At 36.3% G+C, this 23,907-nt stretch carries 18 protein-coding genes; 14 read left to right on the top strand and 4 right to left on the bottom strand.

Annotated features, from left to right (window positions below; all coding sequences use genetic code 11):
* Positions 1-16: 16 nt before the first annotated feature.
* The 3 genes from QMO11_RS13120 to QMO11_RS13110 all read left to right on the top strand — a co-directional run bounded on the left by QMO11_RS13120 (position 17) and on the right by QMO11_RS13110 (position 5,188).
* Positions 17-217 (top strand): hypothetical protein, encoded by a 201-nt coding sequence (locus tag QMO11_RS13120; RefSeq protein ID WP_282037697.1) that lies wholly within the window; start codon positions 17-19, stop codon positions 215-217.
* Positions 218-283: 66 nt separating this feature from the next.
* Positions 284-3,214 (top strand): FAD-binding and (Fe-S)-binding domain-containing protein, encoded by a 2,931-nt coding sequence (locus tag QMO11_RS13115; RefSeq protein WP_282037696.1) that lies wholly within the window; start codon positions 284-286, stop codon positions 3,212-3,214.
* 609 nt (positions 3,215-3,823) lie between these two features.
* Positions 3,824-5,188 carry an MATE family efflux transporter gene (locus QMO11_RS13110; RefSeq protein ID WP_282037695.1) on the top strand — a complete coding sequence of 455 codons (1,365 nt, stop codon included), beginning with the start codon at positions 3,824-3,826 and terminating at the stop codon, positions 5,186-5,188.
* A 647-nt stretch (positions 5,189-5,835) separates the two neighbouring features.
* Here the strand turns inward: QMO11_RS13110 and QMO11_RS13105 are convergent.
* The 3 genes from QMO11_RS13105 to QMO11_RS13095 form a co-directional block, all read right to left on the bottom strand.
* A complete protein-coding gene (locus QMO11_RS13105; protein ID WP_282037694.1) occupies positions 5,836-6,210 on the bottom strand; it encodes a YccF domain-containing protein in 375 nt (124 codons plus the stop codon).
* 94 nt (positions 6,211-6,304) lie between these two features.
* Complete coding sequence (locus tag QMO11_RS13100; RefSeq protein WP_282037693.1) at positions 6,305-7,924, bottom strand: sulfatase-like hydrolase/transferase; 1,620 nt, start codon at positions 7,922-7,924, stop codon at positions 6,305-6,307.
* Positions 7,925-8,274: 350 nt separating this feature from the next.
* A complete protein-coding gene (locus QMO11_RS13095) occupies positions 8,275-9,423 on the bottom strand; it encodes a hypothetical protein (protein WP_282037692.1) in 1,149 nt (382 codons plus the stop codon).
* Between the two features lie 188 nt (positions 9,424-9,611).
* Here QMO11_RS13095 and QMO11_RS13090 point away from each other — a divergent pair, with 188 nt between their 5' ends.
* From QMO11_RS13090 to QMO11_RS13055, 8 genes are all read left to right on the top strand, one after another.
* On the top strand, positions 9,612-10,979 hold the full coding sequence (locus tag QMO11_RS13090; protein WP_282037691.1) for a 3-keto-disaccharide hydrolase: 1,368 nt from the start codon (positions 9,612-9,614) through the stop codon (positions 10,977-10,979).
* 30 nt (positions 10,980-11,009) lie between these two features.
* Positions 11,010-12,335: a Gfo/Idh/MocA family protein gene (locus QMO11_RS13085; RefSeq protein ID WP_282037690.1), complete on the top strand. Its 1,326-nt coding sequence runs from the start codon at positions 11,010-11,012 to the stop codon at positions 12,333-12,335.
* A 443-nt stretch (positions 12,336-12,778) separates the two neighbouring features.
* Entirely contained in the window at positions 12,779-13,567 is a 789-nt protein-coding gene (locus tag QMO11_RS13080) for an FAD:protein FMN transferase (RefSeq protein ID WP_282037689.1), read from the top strand.
* A 16-nt stretch (positions 13,568-13,583) separates the two neighbouring features.
* Positions 13,584-14,852: a Gfo/Idh/MocA family oxidoreductase gene (locus tag QMO11_RS13075; RefSeq protein ID WP_282037688.1), complete on the top strand. Its 1,269-nt coding sequence runs from the start codon at positions 13,584-13,586 to the stop codon at positions 14,850-14,852.
* A 25-nt stretch (positions 14,853-14,877) separates the two neighbouring features.
* Positions 14,878-15,111, top strand: a complete 234-nt coding sequence (locus QMO11_RS13070; RefSeq protein ID WP_075602031.1) for a hypothetical protein — start codon at positions 14,878-14,880, stop codon at positions 15,109-15,111.
* A gap of 230 nt (positions 15,112-15,341) precedes the next feature.
* A complete protein-coding gene (locus QMO11_RS13065) occupies positions 15,342-16,076 on the top strand; it encodes a polyprenol monophosphomannose synthase (protein WP_075602032.1) in 735 nt (244 codons plus the stop codon).
* Positions 16,077-16,119: 43 nt separating this feature from the next.
* Positions 16,120-17,460: a dihydroorotase gene (locus tag QMO11_RS13060; RefSeq protein ID WP_075602033.1), complete on the top strand. Its 1,341-nt coding sequence runs from the start codon at positions 16,120-16,122 to the stop codon at positions 17,458-17,460.
* 6 nt (positions 17,461-17,466) lie between these two features.
* Positions 17,467-17,964: a hypothetical protein gene (locus QMO11_RS13055; protein WP_282037687.1), complete on the top strand. Its 498-nt coding sequence runs from the start codon at positions 17,467-17,469 to the stop codon at positions 17,962-17,964.
* Positions 17,965-18,036: 72 nt separating this feature from the next.
* Here the strand turns inward: QMO11_RS13055 and QMO11_RS13050 are convergent, their stop codons facing one another.
* Positions 18,037-19,299: an aspartate kinase gene (locus tag QMO11_RS13050; protein ID WP_282037686.1), complete on the bottom strand. Its 1,263-nt coding sequence runs from the start codon at positions 19,297-19,299 to the stop codon at positions 18,037-18,039.
* Positions 19,300-19,441: 142 nt separating this feature from the next.
* Between QMO11_RS13050 and fbp the strand changes: the two genes are divergently transcribed.
* The 3 genes from fbp (at position 19,442) to QMO11_RS13035 (ending at position 23,857) form a co-directional block, all read left to right on the top strand.
* Positions 19,442-20,458, top strand: a complete 1,017-nt coding sequence (gene fbp / locus QMO11_RS13045; RefSeq protein ID WP_282037685.1) for a class 1 fructose-bisphosphatase — start codon at positions 19,442-19,444, stop codon at positions 20,456-20,458.
* A gap of 402 nt (positions 20,459-20,860) precedes the next feature.
* Positions 20,861-21,364, top strand: a complete 504-nt coding sequence (locus tag QMO11_RS13040; RefSeq protein WP_282037684.1) for a YfiR family protein — start codon at positions 20,861-20,863, stop codon at positions 21,362-21,364.
* A 15-nt stretch (positions 21,365-21,379) separates the two neighbouring features.
* Entirely contained in the window at positions 21,380-23,857 is a 2,478-nt protein-coding gene (locus QMO11_RS13035; RefSeq protein WP_282037683.1) for a TonB-dependent receptor plug domain-containing protein, read from the top strand.
* Positions 23,858-23,907: the final 50 nt, after the last annotated feature.

The raw sequence follows: 23,907 nt of genomic DNA, 5'->3' as shown, positions 1-23,907 counted from the left end.
TACAAACAGTATGAGTATGCTAGAACACCAAAAAAAGATCCTTTTAGGATTGCAAAACAACCAAGAGTTATTTCAAAAAGAACTGTTTAAATCTATCAAGTGGTTATCTCCCAAAGAGGTTGGAGAATTGTTAGAATGGGTAAAAGAAAATTTTCAGGTTCTCTATAATTCTACCGTCAAAGATTTTTTAAGTGAAGACCAGTATCCAATTTACTAGTTAATATCACAACAAGTTTACTTATCTATATTTCGAATTTTTATACTTTTACTGAAAATTCGAAATATGGATGAGTCTTCGCAACTAAATAAACTATCTCAATTAAATACCTTATTAAAAGGAGAGGCTTCTTTCTCCAACTCTGATAGAGCCCAGTTCTCAACAGATGCTTCTGCTTACAGAGAAAAACCACTAGGTATTGTTTGGCCCCGCGATTACTCCGATATTAATCTGCTGATTGATTTTGCCCATCAACATAAAATTCCTTTAATACCCCGTGGTGCGGGAACTTCACTGGCCGGACAAGTTGTGGGTAATGGTTTGGTGGTAAACACCAGTAGGTATATGAATTCCATTATTGAGGTTAATCAAGATGAGAATTGGGTTACTGTTGAGCCAGGCGTAGTGCTTGATGAACTGAATATTGAACTCGCAAAATATGGTTTATTCTTTGGCCCAGAAACTTCAACATCAAATAGGTGTACCATTGGAGGTATGGTTGGTAATAACTCTTGTGGCTCGCGCTCTTTAGTATATGGTAGCACCCGCGATCATACTTTAGAGGTAAGTGGCTTTTTAGCAAATGGCGAAGAGGTAACGTTTAAAGAAATTTCTAATTGGGAGTTTGATAAAAAATGCCAGCAGAAGAATCTTGAAGGCGATATTTACAGAGAAATTAATAAATTATTAGCTTCAGAAGACAATAGAGAGGAGATTCACAAGCACTTTCCACATCCTGATATCAAGCGAAGAAATACTGGTTATGCAGTTGATTTGTTAGCCAATATGCAACCTTTTGTTGAGGAGGGAGGTTCCTTTAATATGGCAAAACTAATTGCCGGATCAGAGGGAACTTTAATGTTAATAACAAGCATTAAACTGCATTTAAATAATGTTCCGCCCAAACATAAAGCATTGGTTTGCGCCCATTTTAATTCATTAAACGAAACCTTCGAAGCCAACCTAGTAGCTTTAAAGCATCAGCCCAGAGCTGTTGAATTAATTGATGATAAAATTGTAGAGTTATCCGGACAGAGTAAATCGCAAGAGCACAATCGTTTCTTTTTAGAGGGCGATCCAGCAGGGCTTTTAGTGGTAGAATTTGCTGAGCATTCAGAGAAGGCACTGCAAGAAAGAACGGCTGCATTAATAGCAGACTTTAAAAAGAATAACTTGGGTTACTCATTTCCGGTTATAACCGGAGGCGATATTAAAAAGGTTTGGGATTTTAGAAAAGCCGGTTTGGGTGTTTTATCTAACATGAAAGGCGACCATAAACCTGTTGCTGTAATTGAAGATACCGCCATCCGCCCAATTGATTTGCCAAACTTTGCAGTAGATATACAAACCATGCTTAAGAAATACGATAAAGAATGTGTTTTTTATGCGCACGTAGGAACGGGAGAATTGCACCTTCGTCCTATTTTAAATTTAAAAAGTTCGCAAGATGTTATCATTTTTCGAAAAATAGCAAAGGATACAGCTGATATAGTTAAAAAGTACCGAGGTTCGCTTAGTGGAGAACATGGCGATGGTAGGTTGCGTGGTGAGTTTATTCCATTTATGGTGGGCGATTCAAACTATAAATTACTACTACGCGTTAAAAAGGTATTTGATAAGGACAACATCCTTAATCCGGAAAAGATAATTGATACCCCGCAAATGAATACATCATTGCGTTATAGGGTAGAGAACCAAGAAAAGGTATTTGAAACAACCATGCGTTGGGATAAAACCGACGGTATGATTAGGGCCATTGACAAATGCTCGGGTTCGGGCGATTGTTTAAAATCGGAAATTATTGGGGGTACAATGTGCCCGAGTTACATGGCCACTCGCGACGAAAAAAATAGTACACGCGGAAGAGCTAATATATTGCGTGAATATTTTGCTGGTAAGCTCGATCAGGATAACCTTTACCTTGAAGATGTGAACCAAGTATTACAACTTTGTTTATCGTGTAAAGCTTGTAAATCAGAATGTCCATCGGGGGTTGATATAGCCAAGCTAAAGGCCGAGTTTTTACAATATTACTATCAGCAAACAGGTGTGCCAAGCAAAGCGTGGTTAGTGGGTAATTATCCAAAAATAAACCAACTAATGTCGCTTACTCCATGGTTGTATAATGGGGTATTAAAAGTACCAACCTTGCGTAAACTAATAGCATCCACCATAGGGTTTTCAACAGAAAGAGATTTGCCAAGCATGTCGCCTAAAACCTTAAAGGTGTGGAGTAAGTGGCGAAAGAAAGCTAAGGCAATTCATAAAACAGTTTATTTGTTTGCCGATGAGTTTACCAATTACCTCGAAAGTGATATAGGTATTAAAACCATTCTGTTGTTAGAAACTTTAGGCTATAGGGTAATTGTTCCGCAGCATACCAATAGCGGACGTACATACCTATCAAAAGGATTGGTAAAGAAAGCCAAGAAGCTGGCGAATAAGAATATTGAATATTTGGCTCCTATGGTTTCAGCCCAGAGTCCTTTAATTGGTATTGAACCCAGTGCTATTTTAACTTTTAGAGACGAGTATCCCGATTTGGTAAGCAGTGCCTTACATCAGCAAGCCATTGCGGTTGCTAAAAACACATATACCATTGAGGAGTTTTTGGCTAAGGAAATAGACGGCGGTCGTATTCAGCAAAATTCGTTTACCGAAGCATCAAAAAAGGTAAAGTTTCACGGGCACTGTTATCAAAAGGCACTATCAAATACCAGTTATACGCAAAAAGTCTTATCGTTCCCTAAAAACTACGAAGCCGAGGAAATTAAGTCGGGTTGTTGTGGTATGGCAGGTTCATTCGGATACGAAAAAAGCACCTATAGCTTATCTAAAAAGGTAGGCGAATTGGTATTGTTACCAGCAATTCGTGCTACACAAGAAAGCACCTTAATATCTGCAGCCGGAACATCCTGTCGTCATCAAATTAAAGACGGTACTGAGCGCCAAGCCCAGCATCCGGTTGAAATATTATATGAGGCATTAAGAAAGTAGATTGTTAGATTTTAGATAATAGACATAGTTCTTTTACTGTCACTTTTGACGTTAATCTTTATAAAAAGTGCTGTTGTTTTACTTAGAAACTGTTTAAAATTTATCTTTCGTTTATTTAGGTGTCTTTTCAACATAGTCAAGTTCAAAATACACTCAAAAAACAAAATTTAAACAGTTTCTTAGAGTTTATGAGTAGAAGTTAAACTTTCTACAAATCAGTCTAAAGTCTATTCTCTAAAATCTAATTGTCTATTAATTATTAACATCTTTTAGCGCTCTAAAAGTTTCATCATTTTAATAAAGACTTTACTTTTACGTACATAATAAAAATAAGTAGTTTGTTAAGTTTTAGTATTTGTTAGAGCTAAGTATATTCAACGGTATTTTGTTGTAATACTAGTATTGTAGTTTATAGTTCACTACTGACTTCTAACTGAAAACTAGCGAGCTATTGCAAAAAGTCTACACGACTATATTGTTATTGTTGATAGTAGGAATTGTTTCACACCTTGAAGCCCAAAGTCACCAACTTTGTTCAATCGTTCCATACCAGGAGATACAATATAGGGAAAGGTCTCGTTAGTTTGTTAGCAAGCAAATATTTACACAATGAGATTGATTAAACAAAGCAAGTATTACAAATCCATCCTAACATTAGGACTCCCAGTTGTATTGGCACAATTAGGGCAAATCACCGTTGGTATAGCCGATAATATGATGATTGGCCACATACCAGGCAATAGTACCGATCCCCTTGCTGCGGCCTCCTTTGCCAATACCTTATTTACCCTAACCATCCTTTTCGGAACTGGCTTTTCGTATATAATAACGCCTTTAATTGGCAATGCATTCGGACAAAACAAACCACAAAAAATACCCAACTTATTCGCCAATGGCTTGGCATCAAATGCAATTGTTGGCGTAGCATTAACCATCCTATTATTCATCCTATCTAAATTTATGGGTAGCATGGGGCAGCCGCCACAAATAATTGATATGGCCCGCCAATATATGTTTGTATTAATGGCCTCAATACTACCTATGATGGGCTTTTTCGCCTTTAAGCAATACGCTGAGGGTATCGGAAACACCAAGGTAAGTATGCTAATCACCATTGCAGCCAACCTAATAAATGTTGCAGTTAATTACCTGTTGATATACGGTAAATTAGGTTTCCCCGAACTAGGCCTTCTTGGCGCCGGAATAGGAACCCTCATTTCGCGTATCTTTATGTTATTAGCCGCCATGTGGTGGTTTTATCGCACGCCAAGTTTAAAAAAGCACCTACCAAGCATAGCACAAGTCAACATTACCTTAGAAGGTATGAAACCCTTCTTCAGAATGGGACTCGCCTCAGGCGGACAAATTGTAATGGAATCCTCAGCCTTTGCGCTAAGCACCGTAATGATGGGGTGGTTGGGCGCACAAGGCCTAGCCGCGCACCAAATCGGAATTAGCATATCAACGCTCGGTTTTATGGTATATCAAGGTATAGGCGCCGCAACAACCATTCGCATAAGTCAGTTAAAAGGAGGGCGAAACATCAACGGTATGCGCAATACCATGGCAGCCTCAGTGCACATTTTACTACTAATGGTAATATGCATGGGCAGTTTCTTTTTTCTGAGCCGCCATTGGCTACCATCGTTATTCACCACCAATACCGAAGTAATAAACCTCGCATCGCAATTTCTAATCGTATTGGCCATATATCAGCTACCCGATGCCCTCATGCTCATCTACGGCTTTGCCCTACGCGGCCTTGCCGATGTATTAGTACCCGCCTTAATCACCCTAGTTTCATTATTCGCCATAAGTTTATCGGTAAGTTATCTAAGCGCCTTTGTTTGGGGCTATAACGAAATCGGAATATGGTTTGGTTTCCCACTAGGACTCAGTGCCGGAGCCATTTTACTCATATGGCGATTCACCCGAAAGCTAAAACGATACCAAAAAGCATGGGCTATAAAATAAATTAGGGGCTTCCCTCCAAAAAAAAACTATAAACCATAAACCACTATAATAGTCGGTCGGGCTATGCGCTATATCTTTGTTTCGCCAAAACGAAGGCTCACAAAGGATGCCGCTTCTATCCCTAAGCCAAAATTACAATACAAAAAAAGCAATTTCAAAACACTGATTCTGTTAAATACAAAGCATCATTTTTAATCACAAGCGGCGCATAAATGATTAAGCTCACGAGGTTTTTTATTTTGCAACAGGAGTATTTTCAAAAACCAACAGGAGCATTTTTAAAAATGCACCTGACGAAAAACAAAAATGCACTTGACGAAAATTAAAAAACATCCGACATTTTTTAGTTTTTAATACAATGATTTTGAAAGTATGTGCATTGTGTTAATTAATAATATGTTACAAGGATTGTGTCCTGGGCTGAAATATTTGAAAAAATGAGCCATTAAACCATAGCATTATCTGCAATGCAGCACATTGTTTGGCACCTCACTTGGGTAAATATGCAGAAACCTGTATTTAACAATAAGGCTTGTTTTAGCAACACGTACAAGCACAAGAAAAACAGATTAGCAGAGTAATCTGGTTCTTGTTATTTTCGATGCACTTTCAATAGCATACTTAATGTAATCAGTAAAAACGGCTAACTATTTTTCGCTAATAATCCTCCCAAAAGGCGTTAAAGCCAAGCCTGCCAATTTAAAATGTTGTTTTCCGAATGGAATACCAATAATGGTGATAGAAAAGAGTAAGGCCATTAACAAGTGTGATAGGCATATGCCAAAACCGCCTGTAATAAGCCAAAGAATATTCATAAAAAACGATAAGCATCCACTATTATTAGGACTATCAGTTATGCGTTTGCCAAAGGGCCATAGTGCTACTCCAGCTAATTTTAGTGTTTGCAGACCAAAGGGAATACCAATTATAGATATAAACAATGGGATACTCGCTAAAATGTACTCAATGGCGATGAATATCCCACCAAAAACAAACCAAATAATATTTCCCAATGTTCGCATATCCTAATTTTTAGGCAAATATACAAAATGCCCCTTAAGTACGATGTTCTAAATTAAAACATCTCCCCAAGAGGCATAACAATAATACGGATTCTTATTTATTCACTGGAGCATCATGCTCCTTGTCGTGTAAATCAAAACGAGGTAATATCTCTTCTAATTTCTTACGTTCTGCTCTGTGTACTTCACTTACTTTGCCCCAATCTGTAATTTTAGGGAAACTAATTAAATCATCCGGACTGCCTGATACATCGTACCAATTGTCCTTCCCATCCTTCATCACCTTTTCACCACGTATTAACTGTGCATCTTTGCGATAGGCATAAATCCAATCCCGGTGTTTGGTAGTTTTAGTGGTTAAATAAGGCCACAAGCTTACGCCATTAACTTCGTAATCTTTTGGGAACGTAACGCCACCTAACTCAGCAATCGTAGGTAGCACATCAGCAATATTTACTAATATATCTTGCTCACCATGTTTGGTAAAGTTAAATCCGGGTGCATATATAATCATTGGCACATGTGTTCCTTTTTGCATAACCGGACTGTTTTTTCCATAGCCCGATGTTCCGTTATCGGCACAAATAATAAATACCGTATTATCAGCTACACCCAGTTCTTCAAACTTATTTAAATATTGCCATACCTGATAATCAATGTAATTAATGTGGTTATGAATTCCCACATCTGTAATTGTTCCGTGTGTATTGTACACCCCTTTATCACCAGTAATATTTGGTTTAGTGCGTGTGTATTTGCCATTTTTCCATTCAATTTTAGGAGTACTTGGCCATTTACTCTTTACCTTGGCATCGGTATTAAAAAAGTCCCAACCGTCGTGACCTAAATGTGTGGTATGATAAATTAGGAATGGTTTCTTATCATTCTTTTTTCTATCCATAAAATCGAAGATGAAATCCAATTCAACATCAGGACCATAAGTATTTAAGCCAAATTCTTTTTTAGTTTCAGGTGTATTGGGCCACCACGTTAAACCTCCTTTAGTATCTGGATGATTCATTAATCTTACGTGAGGTTTCCAATACCATCCACTCTGAGCATAATAATCTACTACCTTACCATTATCTTTATTAACCACTACTTTTTTACCATCTCTTTTAGCATTAACCACAGCAAAATCGGTATACGGATTTTCCGGAGCACCTTGCTCGCCCGGGGTAAAGCACCCTTCGTCAAAACTATACTTTAGTAGGTTATTACCTTTCATCTGCGTTTTACCTGCCCAATAACTGTTATAACCTCCTTTGGCTGCTACTGCACCTATTGTATATTCGGTACTCTCGTAAAACGGATAAACCTGTTTCTTTTGCTTACTTCCATCAGGAGCATCTGATTTACCCAGATCGCCATTGTTCCACCACTTATGTAAATGGGCATATCTCCCTGTCATCATCATGGCCCTACTTGGAGAACAAACCGTTGCTGCCCATGCCGTTTTTATCCATACCCCCTCGTTGGCCATTTGATCCATTACGGGTGTGTGTGCTCTATATTTAGGATCGGTGGTATCTCCGCCTGTGGGCTTACTCCATACCTTCGAACCATAAATAGGGAATTCGCGTGCGCTGATATCATCAGCAAATAATATTACAATGTTTGGTTTGCTTTTTTTGCCTTTGGCCATTAGGTTAATATTATAACCAAAAGCGAGTGCCATAATTATAATAATACCTTTAGAAATAAAGTGTTTCATTGTAAGGATGTTTTTTATTAAGAACGTTGTTTTTTAGAAAGTGCAAATTACAACACGCATTGCAAATCAACCGCCCCTAAAAGCCTTAAATAATAGGGTATAGTTGTAACTGAAGTAATAAGTTACGTAATTTACTATGTACACGATAGTAAATAAATAACCCAGCAACAGTAATTATGGTTCTTTTTTTAGGGTGTAGATGTATTATCGACCCCTCTCTTGGTCAGCTACATATCCATGGAGCTATCCTAAGTTAAAAATAGGAATATAGGATATGTTCCGGAATTTACACAAAGCTTAGGTGTAAGTTTGGATAATCCAAAACAAGGAGAAGTTAATTCAGAATCATTTTATTGATTATCATCAATAAAAACCATGTCGAGCTTAAGGTTGGTACGTTGTTTACCACCCACGTAAAATAACGCCACAAACTCTTCCGATTCCTTTAAATATTTTTCAGAAAAACTATTAATAGAATCTTTATTGGCAAAGTACTCACTCATGGCAGAAAGCCCCATACCATGATCTGCAAAGAACATTAAATGATTGGTGTTATTACTGCCTTTAAATTTGGCAGCAAGGGCGTATTCAAAATTTTGAGTATCAGTATTAAGTAAAAATACAGAGTCAGTTTTAGCTTTATCGTAAACCAAACGCTGATTGTTGTTGCTGAATTTCTTCTGCAGTTTTACATTCTTCGATAACTCATTAAATACATCACTAAAAGTCGTCCTATATCGCATAGGACTCAAGTATATAATATTCTGTTCCTTTAAATCACTAAAGGTGAAGTCTGTTGCTTTTCTAACTGAAAAATCAGCATCATTAAAGGCAAATAAACGGGCAAAATGTTTTATGGTTGCCGCGTCTTCATAGGTTGTGTAGTTAGGCCGTGACATTTTATATAGATGTCCATCAGGGATGGTATCCAATATACTTTGCAATTCTTTTTCCGAGTTAATCTGCGCATCTCTGTGAAATACATTGGTTCCCCGAATGGAAGGTCCATTGTATCCAAAAACAGGACTAATAAACAAAGTTGTGGGTTTGTTATTACAAAAAGTACTATGCCATATTAAATCCTGATTCCAATTAATACTCGAAAAGAAGATTCCCATTGTTAGGGCAGTAATTGCTATGACTATTGCAAGAGTATAAGATCGTTTCTTTTTGCGGGTAGGAACATTAGTAAATGTCACACCGTATTGTCCTGTTTCAATACTAATTGTTATATCATTATCAGCTCCTTCTGTATCGTAATATTTTTGAAGCTTTTTTCTTAGGTGATAAATATTAACGCGGGCATTGGCCTCTCCTTTATCACGTGGGTATTGCGAGCCAAATAATTCTAGCCCTATCGCTGAAGCCGATAACTCAACATTATTAACAGATGAATCTACCAAGAACTTAAGCAGAACATTGGCTGTTGTCGATTTTGAGAATAATTTACTATTCAAAATCTCATTTAGGGCTTCGTATTTCTCTTGATCTGTTAGCATATTATTAGGATAGGCGAATGTAATTAAAAAATCTTAATTCTCCTTTCCATAAGGCATGCAGCTCTTGTTTTAACCATTAAAACAAGGGTTAAAACAACGTAAAAACTGCTTATTATTAATGAACTACATTACATTAGGTGAAATTAACATTTGTAAAAGAGTATTTACATTAATTAAATAAATCCGAAATGATGAAAAGAAAACTTATTACAGCTTGCTTTCTTATAATGGCAACGCTGATGAGTGCGCAAAGCGAACCAAAAGCTTTATTTAATGGAAAAAATCTTAAAGGCTGGGAAGCTTTAAATGGGTTTGTTCCTTTTACAGTAGAAGATGGTGTTATTGTTGGGGTTTCTACTAAAGACTCACCTAGTACTTACCTCGCTACAAAAAAGAAATACACCAACTTTATTTTAGAGTATGAAATTAAAATGGATGCAACCTTAAACGGCGGTGTTCAAATCCGTTCTCAATATGATAAATCCAAAGGAAAGAACAGTGTTTATGGTCCGCAAGTTGAGGCCGATGATTCACCTCGTGGATGGACAGGAGGAATATACGATCAATCGAGATATGGTTGGAGATATAATCTAGAATACAATGAGGCCGGTCGCAAGGCCTATAAAAACCTTGAGTGGAATAAAATTAAAGTAATTGCTTCTGGTAATCGTATTGCTACTTGGGTAAATGGTGTTAATTGTGCCAACCTATATGAAGAACAAGTAGAAACTGGATTTATCGCCTTACAGGTTCACTCTGCAGGGGGTGCAAAAATAGGAAGCAAAACTCGTTGGAGAAATATTACTATTCAAGAGGTTCCAGCAGATTATGAATTTGAAACTACTGCTCCTGTTATAAACCACATGCTTAATGTGATGACGGATGAAGAGAAAGCCAATGGTTGGAAATTCCTTTGGGATGGTAAAACCTCTGAAGGTTGGAGAGGTGCCAAGCGGGATGATTTCCCAGCAAAAGGTTGGACTATGAAAGATGGTATACTTACAATTCAAGCCTCAGGGGGTAAGGAAGCTGATAAAATAGGAGATATAGTTACCACCCGTCCTTATAAAAACTTCATACTTGAGGTTGATTTTCAAATTACAAAAGGAGCCAATAGTGGTATTAAGTATTTTGTAGATACTGAGCTTAACAAAGGAAAGGGTTCTGCCATAGGTTGTGAGTTTCAAATATTAGATGATAAGTTTCATCCTGATGCTAAAAAAGGTACTAAGGGTAATAGAACAGTAGGTTCTTTATACGACCTAATGACAGCCAATGCTCAGGAGTATATCCCATCTCTATACACTAAAAAATATTGGAACGGCTACAACTGGAATAGAGCCAGAATTGTGGTTAATGGTAATAAAGTGCAACACTTTTTAAATGGATGTAAGGTTGTTGAATACGAGCGTAATACTCAGATGTGGCGTGCCTTGGTTGCCTATAGTAAATACCATAATTGGCCCAACTTTGGCGAGCAAGAAGAGGGTTTAATCTTATTGCAAGACCATGGTGATGAGGTGAACTTTAAGAACATCAAAATTAAAGAATTGTAAACAACCAAAAGAAGATCTAAACTTTATAACATGAACTCAAGAAGAAACTTTATAAAAACAACAGTTACTGCCGCAGCTGGAGCTGCAATGTTTAGCTCTGCAAAGAGTTATGCACGCGTATTAGGTGCTAATGATATCATTAACTTTGCAATTGTTGGATGCGGTGGTAGAGCCCATGGTCTTGCTAAATCAATAGGTTTTGTTGATAAGGCTAATATTACTTATATCTGCGATGTTGACGGAAAGCGTTTGAATAGCTTTAGCAAGCATTGTAAGGAGCTAAAGTTTAACCCGAAACTAGAGAAAGATTTTCGCGAGGTTTTTCAAAAAACAGATGTGGATGTTGTGGTAATTGCCACACCTGAACATTACCACGCACCAATGGCTATATGGGCTATGCAGGCAGGTAAACATGTTTATGTTGAAAAACCATGTAGTCATAATCCTTATGAAACAGAACTTTTAATTGCCGTTCAGAAAAAGACTGGTAAACTGTGCCAAATGGGAAACCAACAGCGCTCGTCTAAAACATCGGCTATGGCTATTAACGAAATAGGAGAGGGAATCATTGGAGATCCATATATGGCAAAGGCTTTTTATGCCCGCGCTCGTCAACCTATTGGAGTAGGAAAAAAAGTTCCTGCACCTGAGCATCTAGATTGGGATTTATGGCAAGGTCCTGCACCTCGTGAGCCATACAGAGATAATGTTCATCCTTATAACTGGCATTGGTTCAGAACTTGGGGAACAGGTGAAATACATAACAACGGAACGCACGAGATTGATATTGCACGTTGGGCTTTGGGTGTTGATTATCCTACCCGAGTAGTTTCAAATGGTGGGCGTTTAGCACACTCTGGCGATGATTGGGAGTGGTTTGATACGCAAATTGCGAGTTATAACTTTGAAGGAAATAAGCAAATTACCTGGGAAGGTTATAGTGCACAAGCCTTTAATCCTGGTGGTGGCCGAGGAACTGTTATTTACGGTTCAAAGGGTGTTATACAGTTAGATAGAGGCAAGTATGTTTTAATGGATTTAAAGGGTAAAAAACTTAAAACAGAGTGGGAAGGTAAACATAAGGCTGCTACCGATACCAACGATTCAATTGGTTTTGATATGCTAACTGTTAATCACATGCGTAATTTAGCTGCCGCAGTGGTAAAAGGTGAAAAATTAAATGCACCTATTTACGATGGAGGTATATCAACTCAGCTGTGTCATTTAGGAAATATTGCACAAGATGTAAAAGTAAGCATCGATGTAGATCCTAAAACAGGGCGAGTGCTAAAAAATAAGGATGCACAAAAAATGTGGAAACGAGAATACGAAAAAGGTTGGGAGCCAAAACTATAATTTTTAGATAATCAAGGTGCAACTTGCAATAGCTATAGTATTGCTTTTTGCACCTTGTTATCTAATAAACTACCCTTTACATATAAATTTATAATGCGAATCAAGAGTTGAGCATATTAGTAAACACTAAGGGATTTTTTGTTATTAAATTATTCTATTCTTTTGTATAACATAGATTGTTAATTCATCCCTTAAACCCTGACTTACTTTTCTTTGCTTGATCAAAGAAAGTAAGCAAAGAAAATCAAGGCTGCTTTTTAAATAGCCTTTTTATTATGCTAAAACTTAAGTGCGGCTGGGTGATCTTCGAGCAAAGCTCTCGGCTTCCCAGTCTTACTAAAGTTTTAACACAAACAAAAGCTATTTAAAAATGAGGCCAATAAAACTAGGCGCTCTAATTAAAAGCTTTTAACCCTTGATTCACACTTGTATAGCATTAGAATATGAATAAAAACGTATTTCATAATAACTTTTTAGCCATGAATACCCGTATGGATGTGATCCTATGGGGTGATGTGCAGGAAAAGATGGAATCTGTTTTTTGTTCCATAACTGCATGTGCGGAGCAACTTGAGAAAACCTTGAGTCGGTTTAATCCTGATGCAGAAACGTATCTATTAAATCAGGCTTTGCATAAAGGAGGAGCATTTAAACCAAGTGCAGTATTGACTGAGGTAATCGCTAAATGCGAACAGTACTTTCAAATGACCAAAGCTTATTTTGATGTGTGTTACCAAAACAGAACGGCAAGTTCTATTTGGCCTATTCAATTTACTGCGGATGGTACTTGTAAGTCTATACAAGCGGGCATTCAAATTGATTTTGGTGCAATAGGTAAAGGAATTGTGTTGCAAGAGGTGGATACTATATTAAGGGAAAACTGTATTGAAAATGCGCTAATTAGTTTTGGCGAGAGTTCCATATTAACCCGAGGAAAACATCCGCATGGCGAATATTGGCCCTTTGCGTTTCAAAATAATATGGGTATTGACTCGGTTCTTGAGCTAAATAACGATTGTTTATCAATAAGCGGACTGCATAACGATGTGGCACATATTGTAAATCCAATCAATCAACAATTGATAACTGAACCATTAGGTGTTTGTGTGCAAACAGATAATGCAATGGATGCTGAAGTTTTATCAACAACATTAATTGCGGCACCTAAAAACCAACATGAAGAAATACTGGCTGCCTTTAATATTAAGAAGCTATTGTATTCTGATTCGTAAAATTAAACTCAAACAAATGAAAAATAGTAGACGCGATTTTATAAAAACCACAGCCCTATTTGGGGCAGCTGCTGCTTTAAGTGCTACGCCCTTTGGGAGTGCTTTAGCCAGTTCATCTGGTAAAAAAGTAAAGTTGGGAGTAATTGGTACCGGCGGAAGAGGTCGTTATCTTACTACCCATTTATTTAAACAAACACTCACATCAGATTATGAAATTGTTGCATTGTGCGATAATTATCAGCCTTCGCTGGATGCTGCAATAAAGCTTTGTAAAAATAATAAGGTTACCCCAAAAACTTATACCGATTACCGTCAATTAATAAAGCATTCAGGTGTTGATGGTGTTATAATTGCCACGCCACTATTTACGCACGCTCATATAACTATAGATTGCTTAGAAGCAGGAATTCATGTGCTGTGCGAAAAGTCGATGGCACGTACTTTAGATGATACCAAAGCCATGTATGATGCACATATAAAAACGGGTGCAATTCTAATAATAGGGCATCAACGCCTGTTTAATCAGAAGTATCTACATGCGATGGATCAAATTCATAAGGGAGAATTGGGAGCCATTAATCAAATTAAAGCCCAATGGCATAGAAATAACGATTGGCGCCGAAAAGTACCAAAAGACAAACCTGAATTAGAGCGTCAGATTAATTGGCGTTTGTACAAAGAATATTCTGCCGGATTATATACCGAGTTGATGTCGCATCAATTACAAGTATCCAATTGGGCTTTACAAAAGTTACCCACTTCGGTTATGAGTATGGGGAGCATCAGTTATTATAAAGATGGCCGAGAGGTACCGGATAATGTAGCCGCTATTTTCGAATACGATGATGGAACGCATTTCTTATACGATACTATAACTTCAAATAAATTAGAAGGCTGCGAAGAGCGTATTAATGGTGATTTTGGTACTATGTTTCTCGAAACCAATGTTTATAAACCTGAAAAACCACCGAAACCAAAACCGGCGCCTGGTATAATGCAGTTGGTTAACGATATTCAAGAGGGCATATTTAAGGAGGTGCCTATTGGAGGCGCAAGTTGGGCTCCTGAAACGGCATTAAAACACAATGGAGTAGAGATCTATAAAGGACAAGAAGGCGATGGTACCCGCGAGCAATTAGTCAGTTTTATAGGTTTTGTGAAACAGCATAAAGCACCAGAATGGTTATTACGCGAAGGCTATAACGCAAGTATCTGGACATTGTTAACAGAGCAAGCAATGGAAACAGGAACAAAGGTTACTTGTCCTGAAAAGTATATAATTTAATTGTTCACCTTTTAAAATATCTAAAATGAAGGACATCGTCATAACTGCAAATCGTGTTAAAAAAGAATTAGTAATTTATCTTGTATTCTTTGTAGTAGCATATATTGCAAATATTTACTCCATCATAAAGTACGAAACTCCATGGAGTGAGTTAGTCACAACAATTGGGTTTGTAATAACAATAAGTCTAGTTTTGTACATTGTTACAGGCTTAATCCGAACACTAATCTTCTTAATTAAGAGTGCTATTTCTAGATAATTAACAATATGTAAAGTGAAATATCTTTGTTTTGGTAAATCCTTAAATGTTTTAGGATGAATACTTACTGCAAACAAAGATATTTCACGTTTCTACTTTCATAGGTTTCTCTTTCCCTCCCTGCTGCCGTATTATCTCAGATTACTTAATTTATGTTGAACACAGATTTTTAGTTACGTGAGTAGTTATTATCTTCGCGCATTAATTATATTTTAAGAAATAAGCTTGCTATGAGTGATAGTTTAGTTATTATACCAACCTATAACGAAAAAGAGAATATAGAAGCCATTGTTAAAGCTGTTTATAGCTTACCAAAGGAATTTCATATTCTTGTAATTGAGGATGGCTCTCCTGATGGAACTGCTGACATTGTAAAGCGACTTCAAAAAGAATATGAAGGAAAACTTCATATGGTTGAGCGCAAGGGGAAATTAGGTTTAGGAACTGCCTACTTAGCAGGTTTTAAATGGGGAATCGATAAAAAATACGATTATATTTTTGAGATGGATGCCGACTTCTCGCACCCTCCTGAGAAATTATTGGCCTTGTATGAAGCCTGTGCTAACGGCGCTGATTTAGCCATCGGATCACGATATAAATCAGGCGTTAATGTGGTTAATTGGGCAATGAGCAGAGTGTTGATGAGTTATTTTGCATCAGTATATGTCCGATTTATAACTGGCATGAAAATAATGGACACCACAGCAGGTTTTAAATGTTACAAGCGAACAACTTTAGAAACTATTCCTTTAGATAGAATAAAGTTAAAGGGGTATGCATTTCAAATAGAAATGAAATTTACTACCTGGAAATATGGCTTTACAATTGAAGAGGTTCCTATTATCTTTACAGATAGACAAGCAGGAGCTTCTAAAATGAGTGGAGGTATTTTTAATGAGGCCGTTTGGGGTGTTATTAAAATGAAGGTATCAAGTTGGTTCAGAAAATATGATAGAGCAGCTTAGTATTTTGTAAATTAAAGTTGGTGTAATTATTAAAATTAAAGTTATGAGTACTGTTTTAATCAAGAATATAAAGATTATTAATGAGGGTAAATCATTCGTTGGTAGTGTACTAATTGAGAATGATATTATTGCACAAGTAGTTGAGGGTAGCATTGAGGTTTTAAATGCTGATGAGGTAATTGATGGTACAGGTAAACTTTTAGTTCCAGGAGCTATTGATGATCAAGTTCACTTTAGAGAGCCAGGATTAACTCATAAGGCAGAAATTTACACTGAAGCAAGGGCAGCTGTAGCTGGAGGAATTACTTCTTTTATGGAAATGCCAAATACCAAACCACAAGCCACAACACACGAAGTTCTTGAAGAGAAATATAAAATAGGTGCAGATAGATCTATAGCAAACTATTCTTTTTACCTGGGAGCAACAAATGATAATTTAGAGGAAGTTATAAAAACGGATCCTAAAAAGGTTTGTGGTGTAAAGGTATTTATGGGATCATCTACAGGGAATATGTTGGTAGATGATGAGGAAACTTTAGGTGAAATTTTTGCAAAGTGTCCAACCATCATTACTACGCACTGCGAAGATGAAGATACCATCCAAGCCAACATGGCTGCTTACAGAGAAAAATATGGTGAAGATGTTCCAACAGAAATGCACCATTTAATTCGCTCTGAAGAGGCTTGTTACAAATCAAGTAAAAAAGCTTCTGATTTAGCTCGTAAGCATGGAGCGCGTTTGCATATTTTACATTTAACAACAGCAAAAGAGCTTGAACTTTTGGATAAAGATATGCCTTTAGAAGAAAGAAAAATTACTGGTGAAGTTTGTGTGCACCACTTATGGTTCACCAACGACGATTATAAAAAATATGGTGCCAATATAAAGTGGAATCCAGCAATTAAAACTGAAAAGGATAGAGATGGTTTACGTGCCGGATTGAAGAATGGTACACTTGCTGTAGTTGCCACAGATCACGCACCACATACGAAAGAAGAAAAGAAAGGCACTTACTTTAAGGCCCCATCAGGTGGTCCTTTAGTACAACATGCCATGGTAGCCATGCTCGAAATGGTTAATCAAGGTGTATTTACATACGAGGAAGTGGTTGATAAGATGAGCCATGCTCCTGCAAACTTATTTAAGGTAAAGAATAGAGGTTTTATCCGACCAGGATATAAGGCTGATTTGGCTATTATTGAACCGCAAAGTGATTGGATTGTAGCCGAAAGTAATATCTATTCTAAATGTCAATGGAGTCCTTTTGAAGGTCAGAAATTCTCACATTATGTAAGCCACTGTTTTGTTAACGGGCATTTAGCTTTTCATAATGGTGTATTTAATGATGATAAAAAAGGAGAAAGACTAGCCTTTAATTATTAGGTTTTTATGAGGATGAGATATTGCCTGTTAGGTTTACTTTTATTGGTAATTGTTATAAGCTCGTGTAATCAACAGCCTGAGTTGAATAGTGATAAAGTATTACTTCCGGAGCACAATGTTGTTTGGGCTGATACCATTATTTACGAGGTGTTACTTACAAACCCAGACGAATTAAACGAATGGGAAACAACAAAACTTCAGGGAGTTAATAGTAAAAAGATTGTTGATGATTTGTTTAAGATGGTATATGATGGAGAAAAGAAAGCCTATAACTACTATACCAACGAAGAATTGTCGATAAAGCAGGTTGAAGAGATTGAACGACGAGATGACTATAGCAGAGATAAGTTAGGTAAGTTGCAATTTACCGAAACTTGGAATATGGACATAGCTAACAAAAAGATGCACAAAGAAGTACTATCTATATTGTTGGCTTATGAGCTTTATAATGATTCAAATGAATTAAGAGGTTATAAAGCGGCGTTCTATCTAAAAGATTTTTAAGAAGTTTTAATTATAATATGGGGCAGTAATTTTAAAAAGTTACTGCCTTTTTTTATGTCTAGTTTTAGAGCTTTAGTTAAGTTCTTTAATTACAAAGCGTGCAGTTTTTCTACTCAATTGAGAGTCTATTATTTCTTTCCCAAAAGTAAGTTCTTCTATAACCTCGTCATTATATGATCGAATGGTTAATAATTCCACACCAGTGTTATATCTAACAATAAAGTCGGCAGATAGAGCTTTGAGTAATGCAGTTATTGTTCGTCCTTCATTAACACATACCGAGAAATTTAGTGCCGAATTCTGCATTAAGTTTATTTTCACTTTATGCTCACTAAAAATATGAAATATATCGCTTAGGTTATCCTCTAAAATAAAAGAGAAATCTTTGGGAGAAACTGTAATAAATATTTGGTTCTTTTTTAAAATGAATACAGGTAAACTAGTAGTGTTCACCTCTGAATTTTGTATAACGCTTCCCTCTTTATCAGAATCAATAAACGATCGTACATATAAAGGAATTGATTTGTTTTGTAGAGGTTTAAGTGTTTTCGGATGAATTACTTGAGCTCCGTAATAGGATAGTTCAATAGCCTCTGAATAAGATATCTCAGGCAGTAAAACAGCTTTTTCATACCAGCGAGGATCGGCATTTAATACGCCAGGAACATCTTTCCAAATGGTTAATGCATTGGCGTTTAATATGTGTGCGATTACAGCACCTGTATAATCAGAACCTTCCCTGCCAAGGGTAGTTGAAATATTGTTTATTGTTGAACCAATAAAACCTTGTGTAAAATAAACCGACGTAGTATTAAAGCTGAATTGAGCCTTCATAAACTCACTTGTCAGGTTCCAATTAACTCCGGCATCTCTGTAGTTTTCATCTGTTTTTAATACTTCTCTAACATCTACCCAAGTATTTTCAACTGCAATCAAATTGGCATAGGCACTCACTATTTTAGTAGAGAATATCTCTCCGAAGGATACTATTTGATCGTATTCAAAATCATAGTTTAGCGATGGACGTTTCTCGAGGCGTTGACGTAATGTGTTAAAGCACTGATCAAAATCATAATTAAAAGGATGGTTTTTCTCAAACAATTCGCCAATAATGCGGTTATGATTATCATATATTGTTTGTAGAATTTTATTCATTTCCTCTGTGTTTTCAGAGAAAAAAGCATCTAACAAACTTTCAAAGGCATTAGTAGTTTTTCCCATTGCAGAAACTACTACCACAAGTTTTGATTTTGCTTTTCCAATAATGTTGATAACATTCTTAACGCCATTGGCATCTTTTACAGATGCTCCGCCAAACTTATATACTTGAATCATTTGTGATGGATTTTTAACAATAAGCAAATGTAATAAATTGGATGAGTACTATTGAAATTAAATAACAGTTAAAATAAACACAACAGATGGAGAGCCAGATTAAACTATGAAATATTTACCGCTCCATCATAAATAGAAGCCTATGAATCAGTTTGAAGTAACAACACTTAACGAATTTATTTTAGATAACCAGTCTAAATTCCCAAAAGCAGAAGGCGATTTATCTCACTTATTACACCATGTGGGAACAGCAGCAAAAATCATTAATCGCGAGGTTAATAAAGCTGGATTAGTTGATATTTTGGGTGAAATGGGAAGTACAAATGTTCAAGGAGAGGATCAAAAGAAGTTAGATGTTTATGCCAATGATCACTTTATAAGTGCTCTGCATTCATGCGGAGAAGTGTGTGCCATCGCCTCTGAGGAAAACGAAACTTTTATCTTTTTTGATGATGAAAGATCGCGCCAGGGGAAGTATGTATTTTTAATGGATCCTTTGGATGGATCTTCAAATATTGACGTAAATGTTTCTATTGGCACAATCTTCTCTATCTATAAACGTAAAACTAAGGTTGGTGAAAAAGCGACTATGGAAGATTTTCTTCAGCCTGGTGATGAGCAAGTAGCTGCTGGGTATGTATTATATGGATCATCTACAATGCTAGTATATACAACAGGGCAAGGGATTAGTGGTTTTACTTTGGATCCTTCTATTGGAGAATTCTGCTTATCTCATCAAGTAATTAAAAGTCCTGACGACGGATTTATTTATTCAATAAACGAAGGGAACTATTTAAAGTTTCCAGCCGGAGTTAAGCAATATATGAAGTATTGTCAGGAAAAAGATCCTGCTTCAAACAGACCTTATTCAAGTAGATATATTGGTTCTTTGGTTTCTGATATTCATAGAAATTTACTGAAAGGAGGAATCTTCATGTATCCTGTTACGGAGAGTGCTCCTAAAGGAAAGTTAAGGTTATTGTATGAGTGTAATCCTATTGCATTTATTGTGGAACAAGCAGGTGGTAGAGCAACAGATGGGCACCAACGTATTATGGCATTAAAACCAACGTCATTGCACCAAAGAGTGCCATTTTATGCAGGCTCAAAAAATATGGTTACAAAAGTAGAAGAGTTTATAAAAGTATTTGGTGGATAATTTACTCATTTCAATATTTATTAGCCTTGGTTGAATTATTTAACCAAGGCTTTTTTTATGCTGTAAAAGATGGTTTTAATAGCATGTTCTATGGGATGCCTTTAAGTTATCATAACTATAACCCATGTTAATCATATTCTCACAAAGCGTGTATATTATGTTATTGAGTTTAGATAAAAACTAAATGTATAAGAGCTTATGTAGTAGTTACAAAGGGGGTGTGCTGAAAAAAAACGATGAATAGTTGTAACATTTTATGTATTCTAGTCGAATAAGTAAAGCAAAACATGATTTGTTTTTTAAATCCTGAACCTAAGTTTTGAGCTTTTCTTTAACTATTTTGTATAAATACTACAGTCAAAGTTCGTTTCGAGGGTTCGTTTAAACCTAGAAATAATTTTTATGAAGAAAACTTTGATCGTTCTGGTATTGACTATAATGTCGATATCAGTGAATGGCTCTCAATCAATGTTTAAGGCACTATTTATGTTTAATTTTGCCAAATATATTGAATGGCCTAACATGGAACAACAGAGTGAGTTTGTGATTGGTGTGTTAGGGAATGATGAAATTATTCCTGAACTGAACAAATTAGCAGGCGCGCGAAAAATTAACAATAAGAAGATTGTTGTTAAGAGTGTTAAAACCCCCGCAGAAGGTAATGGTGTACATATCTTTTATGTTCCCAATACTAAATCTAATCAAATTCAAAAAGTAGTAGCTAATTTTAAAGGTTCCCCTACGCTTATAGTTACTGATAAACCATCACTTTGTAAAGTTGGATCTCATATCAACTATGTTACGGTAGATGGTAAGATGAAGTTTGAAGTCAACAAGCAAAACATCATTAATCACAATTTAAATGTTGACCCAAAGTTGGTTGCATTAGGTATCTCAGTACAATAAACAAACTAAAGAAATATGCTATTCAGAAAATATATACTACTAGTAATGGTACTTGTTGGTGCAAATATGTTTGCGCAAAATAAAAAGGACATCAATACCATTACAAAAGAAGAAGTTCTTGAATTATCAATTGAAGAACTAGCGAATTACGATCTAGAAGAAGTAATGCAGTTAATGGATATTGTTGGTGCTAGTACAATGGAAGAGTTGTATGAACTTCTTTTAAATAAAGCGGTTACATCAGCCTCTAAATCTGAGGAAAATTTATTCGACTCTCCTTTATCTACAACAGTGCTTAGTTACGAAGAGATACTCGGCTCAGGGGCCACATCAATTGAAGAGGCTTTGCGATTGGTTCCTGGAGTTATTGTAAGAGAAAAAACCAATGGTAGTTACGATGTTCAAATTCGTGGCGGTCAGAATATGCCAATGAATAACATGCTAATTTATGCAGAGAACACTACTACATTAGTTATGGTAGATGGGCGTCCTGCTTTTAATTATGGTATGGGTGGAATTCTATGGGAAAGCCTTCCAATTAGTTTGGGTGAGTTGGATAGAATTGAAGTTGTACGCGGACCATCTAGTGCCTTATACGGTCCTAATGCAGTTAATGGAGTTATTAATCTTATTAGTAAACGAGTAACAGAGGATTCTCCAATTGTTACTGCCAATGCACAAGGAGGTTCTTTAGGAACTTATATTGGTGATGTTAATGTGAAGAAGAGATTTAACGAGAAAATAGGAGTCGGTGTTTCTGCTTATTTCGAGCAAAGAGACCGTAATACTGATGAAATTTATTCATTATATTCAGATGAGTTTATATCACAAGAAGAATATGGAATAAAAAATGACATGTATAAATGGAGTAATGATGATGCTTCTCAATTATTTGAGGATCCTAGTCGTGCCAAGGAGAAATTAGGCGTAAATGCTTATTTAGATTTACTATTGAGTGAAGATTTATCGTTCAATATAAATGCCGGTTATTTAGATGCAATGGCCACTACATCTACCTTAGGTGATAATCCAACGCCTTATAATGTACGAGATGGATATAGCCATTATGCAACTTTAAATAGTAATATCTATGGCTTTAATTTCATCGGAAGTTTAAGCAAAAATACACAAGATTATTGTTTAGGTAGAACAGGTTGGACACAAGGTTTTGAAATTTATAACCTATCTCTTGATTACCTTTTAGACTTTGATAAATTGACCATTCGTCCGGGTATCTCATATCAATCCGTTTATCAGGATGACAGAGAGCATATCGAAGAATTAGGGCAGGGATACTTTAACGAAAGGGTTAACCTGACCAACTATTCAGTTAGTGCGCGCTTTGATTATACACCTACTGAGAAGATTCGTTTGGTAGCTGCGTTAAGAGGTGAAAAATATAGTACGCCAGATAAATGGGCACCTTCTTATCAATTTATTGCATCTTATAAAGTGAATGATAATAACTTGCTTAGAGCCGTATATTCTAGAGCCAATCAAAGTACCTTTATGATTAATGCTCATAGTAATTATACTTGGAATAGAGAAGGTTTAGGTTCGCCTGAATATGTGTATTTTGGAGGGAATGATGATCCTAGTTTAATGACAATGGATATGATTGAGCTAGGTTATAGAACGCGCCCAAGTAAAAAGGTATTACTTGATTTTGAGTTGTTTTATAACAAGGCGAATAATTATAGTGCTTTAATGCCTGATATGATGGAAACTCATTTATCCGATACTCCAGCAGATCCAACAAGCTATAATCCAATTACCACACTATCTACTTCTCATCGAGCCTTGGATGTTAATAGCAAGCAATACGGATTAAGCTTCAGTGCGGATGTTGTGTTTTCTGAAAAGTTAATAATGAAAGCACATGCTACTTACCAGCAAACAAGTGTGGATGATTTTATGGATGCCAGTAGAGATGATGTAGCAGCTTACCAAGCAAGTCAATATCAAGGGCAAATGCAAAATGATGTTGAGCAATATGTAATGTATATTATGTCAGGCGGAGCAGCAGGAAGCCCTACGCCTCCACAATCCACTTATAGTTCGGATGCACAATTAGATAAAAGTACTTATAAGAATGGAGTTGAAAATGAGGCAGTACCTTCATTTTGGGGAAGTTTAGCACTTACCTATAAACCAATTAAGAAATTAGCAATTACTGCTCAAGGGTATTATTACGACCAATACAATTTGTATACTCAGTATGATACAAGTGCGAAAAGACTTTACTTAATAGGTCAGGTTCCTAAAGAGCTTGCCTACCCTGTTTCTGATGCTCCTGAACAAAAAAGTAATTTAGAATATACAGGAAATATAAATAGTAAGTTTTTATTAAATGCTAAGGTCAATTACGAGGTAAATAAAAACCTTAACGTATTTGTTAATGGTAGAAATATCTTAAACAACGAAACACAAGAGTATGCATTTATGGATACAATTGGAGCATTATACCTAGCAGGTGTAAATATTAAGTTTTAAGAAATAATTAAATAAGAGATAAGGGCCATCTTTATACAAAGGTGGCCTTT

This window comes from Saccharicrinis aurantiacus (assembly GCF_947489045.1).
GTDB classification, from domain to species: Bacteria; Bacteroidota; Bacteroidia; order Bacteroidales; family Marinilabiliaceae; genus Saccharicrinis; species Saccharicrinis aurantiacus.
Note: the sequence above shows the minus strand (reverse complement) of the source record. Positions and strands in the feature narration are given on the sequence as shown.

Bases quoted from the DNA above. Each gene is read 5' to 3' on its own strand.
- QMO11_RS13120 (WP_282037697.1), top strand. From the start codon at position 17: ATGCTAGAACACCAAAAAAAGATCCTTTTAGGATTGCAAAACAACCAA.
- QMO11_RS13115 (WP_282037696.1), top strand. From the start codon at position 284: ATGGATGAGTCTTCGCAACTAAATAAACTATCTCAATTAAATACCTTA.
- QMO11_RS13110 (WP_282037695.1), top strand. From the start codon at position 3,824: ATGAGATTGATTAAACAAAGCAAGTATTACAAATCCATCCTAACATTA.
- QMO11_RS13105 (WP_282037694.1), bottom strand. From the start codon at position 6,210: ATGCGAACATTGGGAAATATTATTTGGTTTGTTTTTGGTGGGATATTC.
- QMO11_RS13100 (WP_282037693.1), bottom strand. From the start codon at position 7,924: ATGAAACACTTTATTTCTAAAGGTATTATTATAATTATGGCACTCGCT.
- QMO11_RS13095 (WP_282037692.1), bottom strand. From the start codon at position 9,423: ATGCTAACAGATCAAGAGAAATACGAAGCCCTAAATGAGATTTTGAAT.
- QMO11_RS13090 (WP_282037691.1), top strand. From the start codon at position 9,612: ATGATGAAAAGAAAACTTATTACAGCTTGCTTTCTTATAATGGCAACG.
- QMO11_RS13085 (WP_282037690.1), top strand. From the start codon at position 11,010: ATGAACTCAAGAAGAAACTTTATAAAAACAACAGTTACTGCCGCAGCT.
- QMO11_RS13080 (WP_282037689.1), top strand. From the start codon at position 12,779: ATGAATAAAAACGTATTTCATAATAACTTTTTAGCCATGAATACCCGT.
- QMO11_RS13075 (WP_282037688.1), top strand. From the start codon at position 13,584: ATGAAAAATAGTAGACGCGATTTTATAAAAACCACAGCCCTATTTGGG.
- QMO11_RS13070 (WP_075602031.1), top strand. From the start codon at position 14,878: ATGAAGGACATCGTCATAACTGCAAATCGTGTTAAAAAAGAATTAGTA.
- QMO11_RS13065 (WP_075602032.1), top strand. From the start codon at position 15,342: ATGAGTGATAGTTTAGTTATTATACCAACCTATAACGAAAAAGAGAAT.
- QMO11_RS13060 (WP_075602033.1), top strand. From the start codon at position 16,120: ATGAGTACTGTTTTAATCAAGAATATAAAGATTATTAATGAGGGTAAA.
- QMO11_RS13055 (WP_282037687.1), top strand. From the start codon at position 17,467: ATGAGGATGAGATATTGCCTGTTAGGTTTACTTTTATTGGTAATTGTT.
- QMO11_RS13050 (WP_282037686.1), bottom strand. From the start codon at position 19,299: ATGATTCAAGTATATAAGTTTGGCGGAGCATCTGTAAAAGATGCCAAT.
- fbp (WP_282037685.1), top strand. From the start codon at position 19,442: ATGAATCAGTTTGAAGTAACAACACTTAACGAATTTATTTTAGATAAC.
- QMO11_RS13040 (WP_282037684.1), top strand. From the start codon at position 20,861: ATGAAGAAAACTTTGATCGTTCTGGTATTGACTATAATGTCGATATCA.
- QMO11_RS13035 (WP_282037683.1), top strand. From the start codon at position 21,380: ATGCTATTCAGAAAATATATACTACTAGTAATGGTACTTGTTGGTGCA.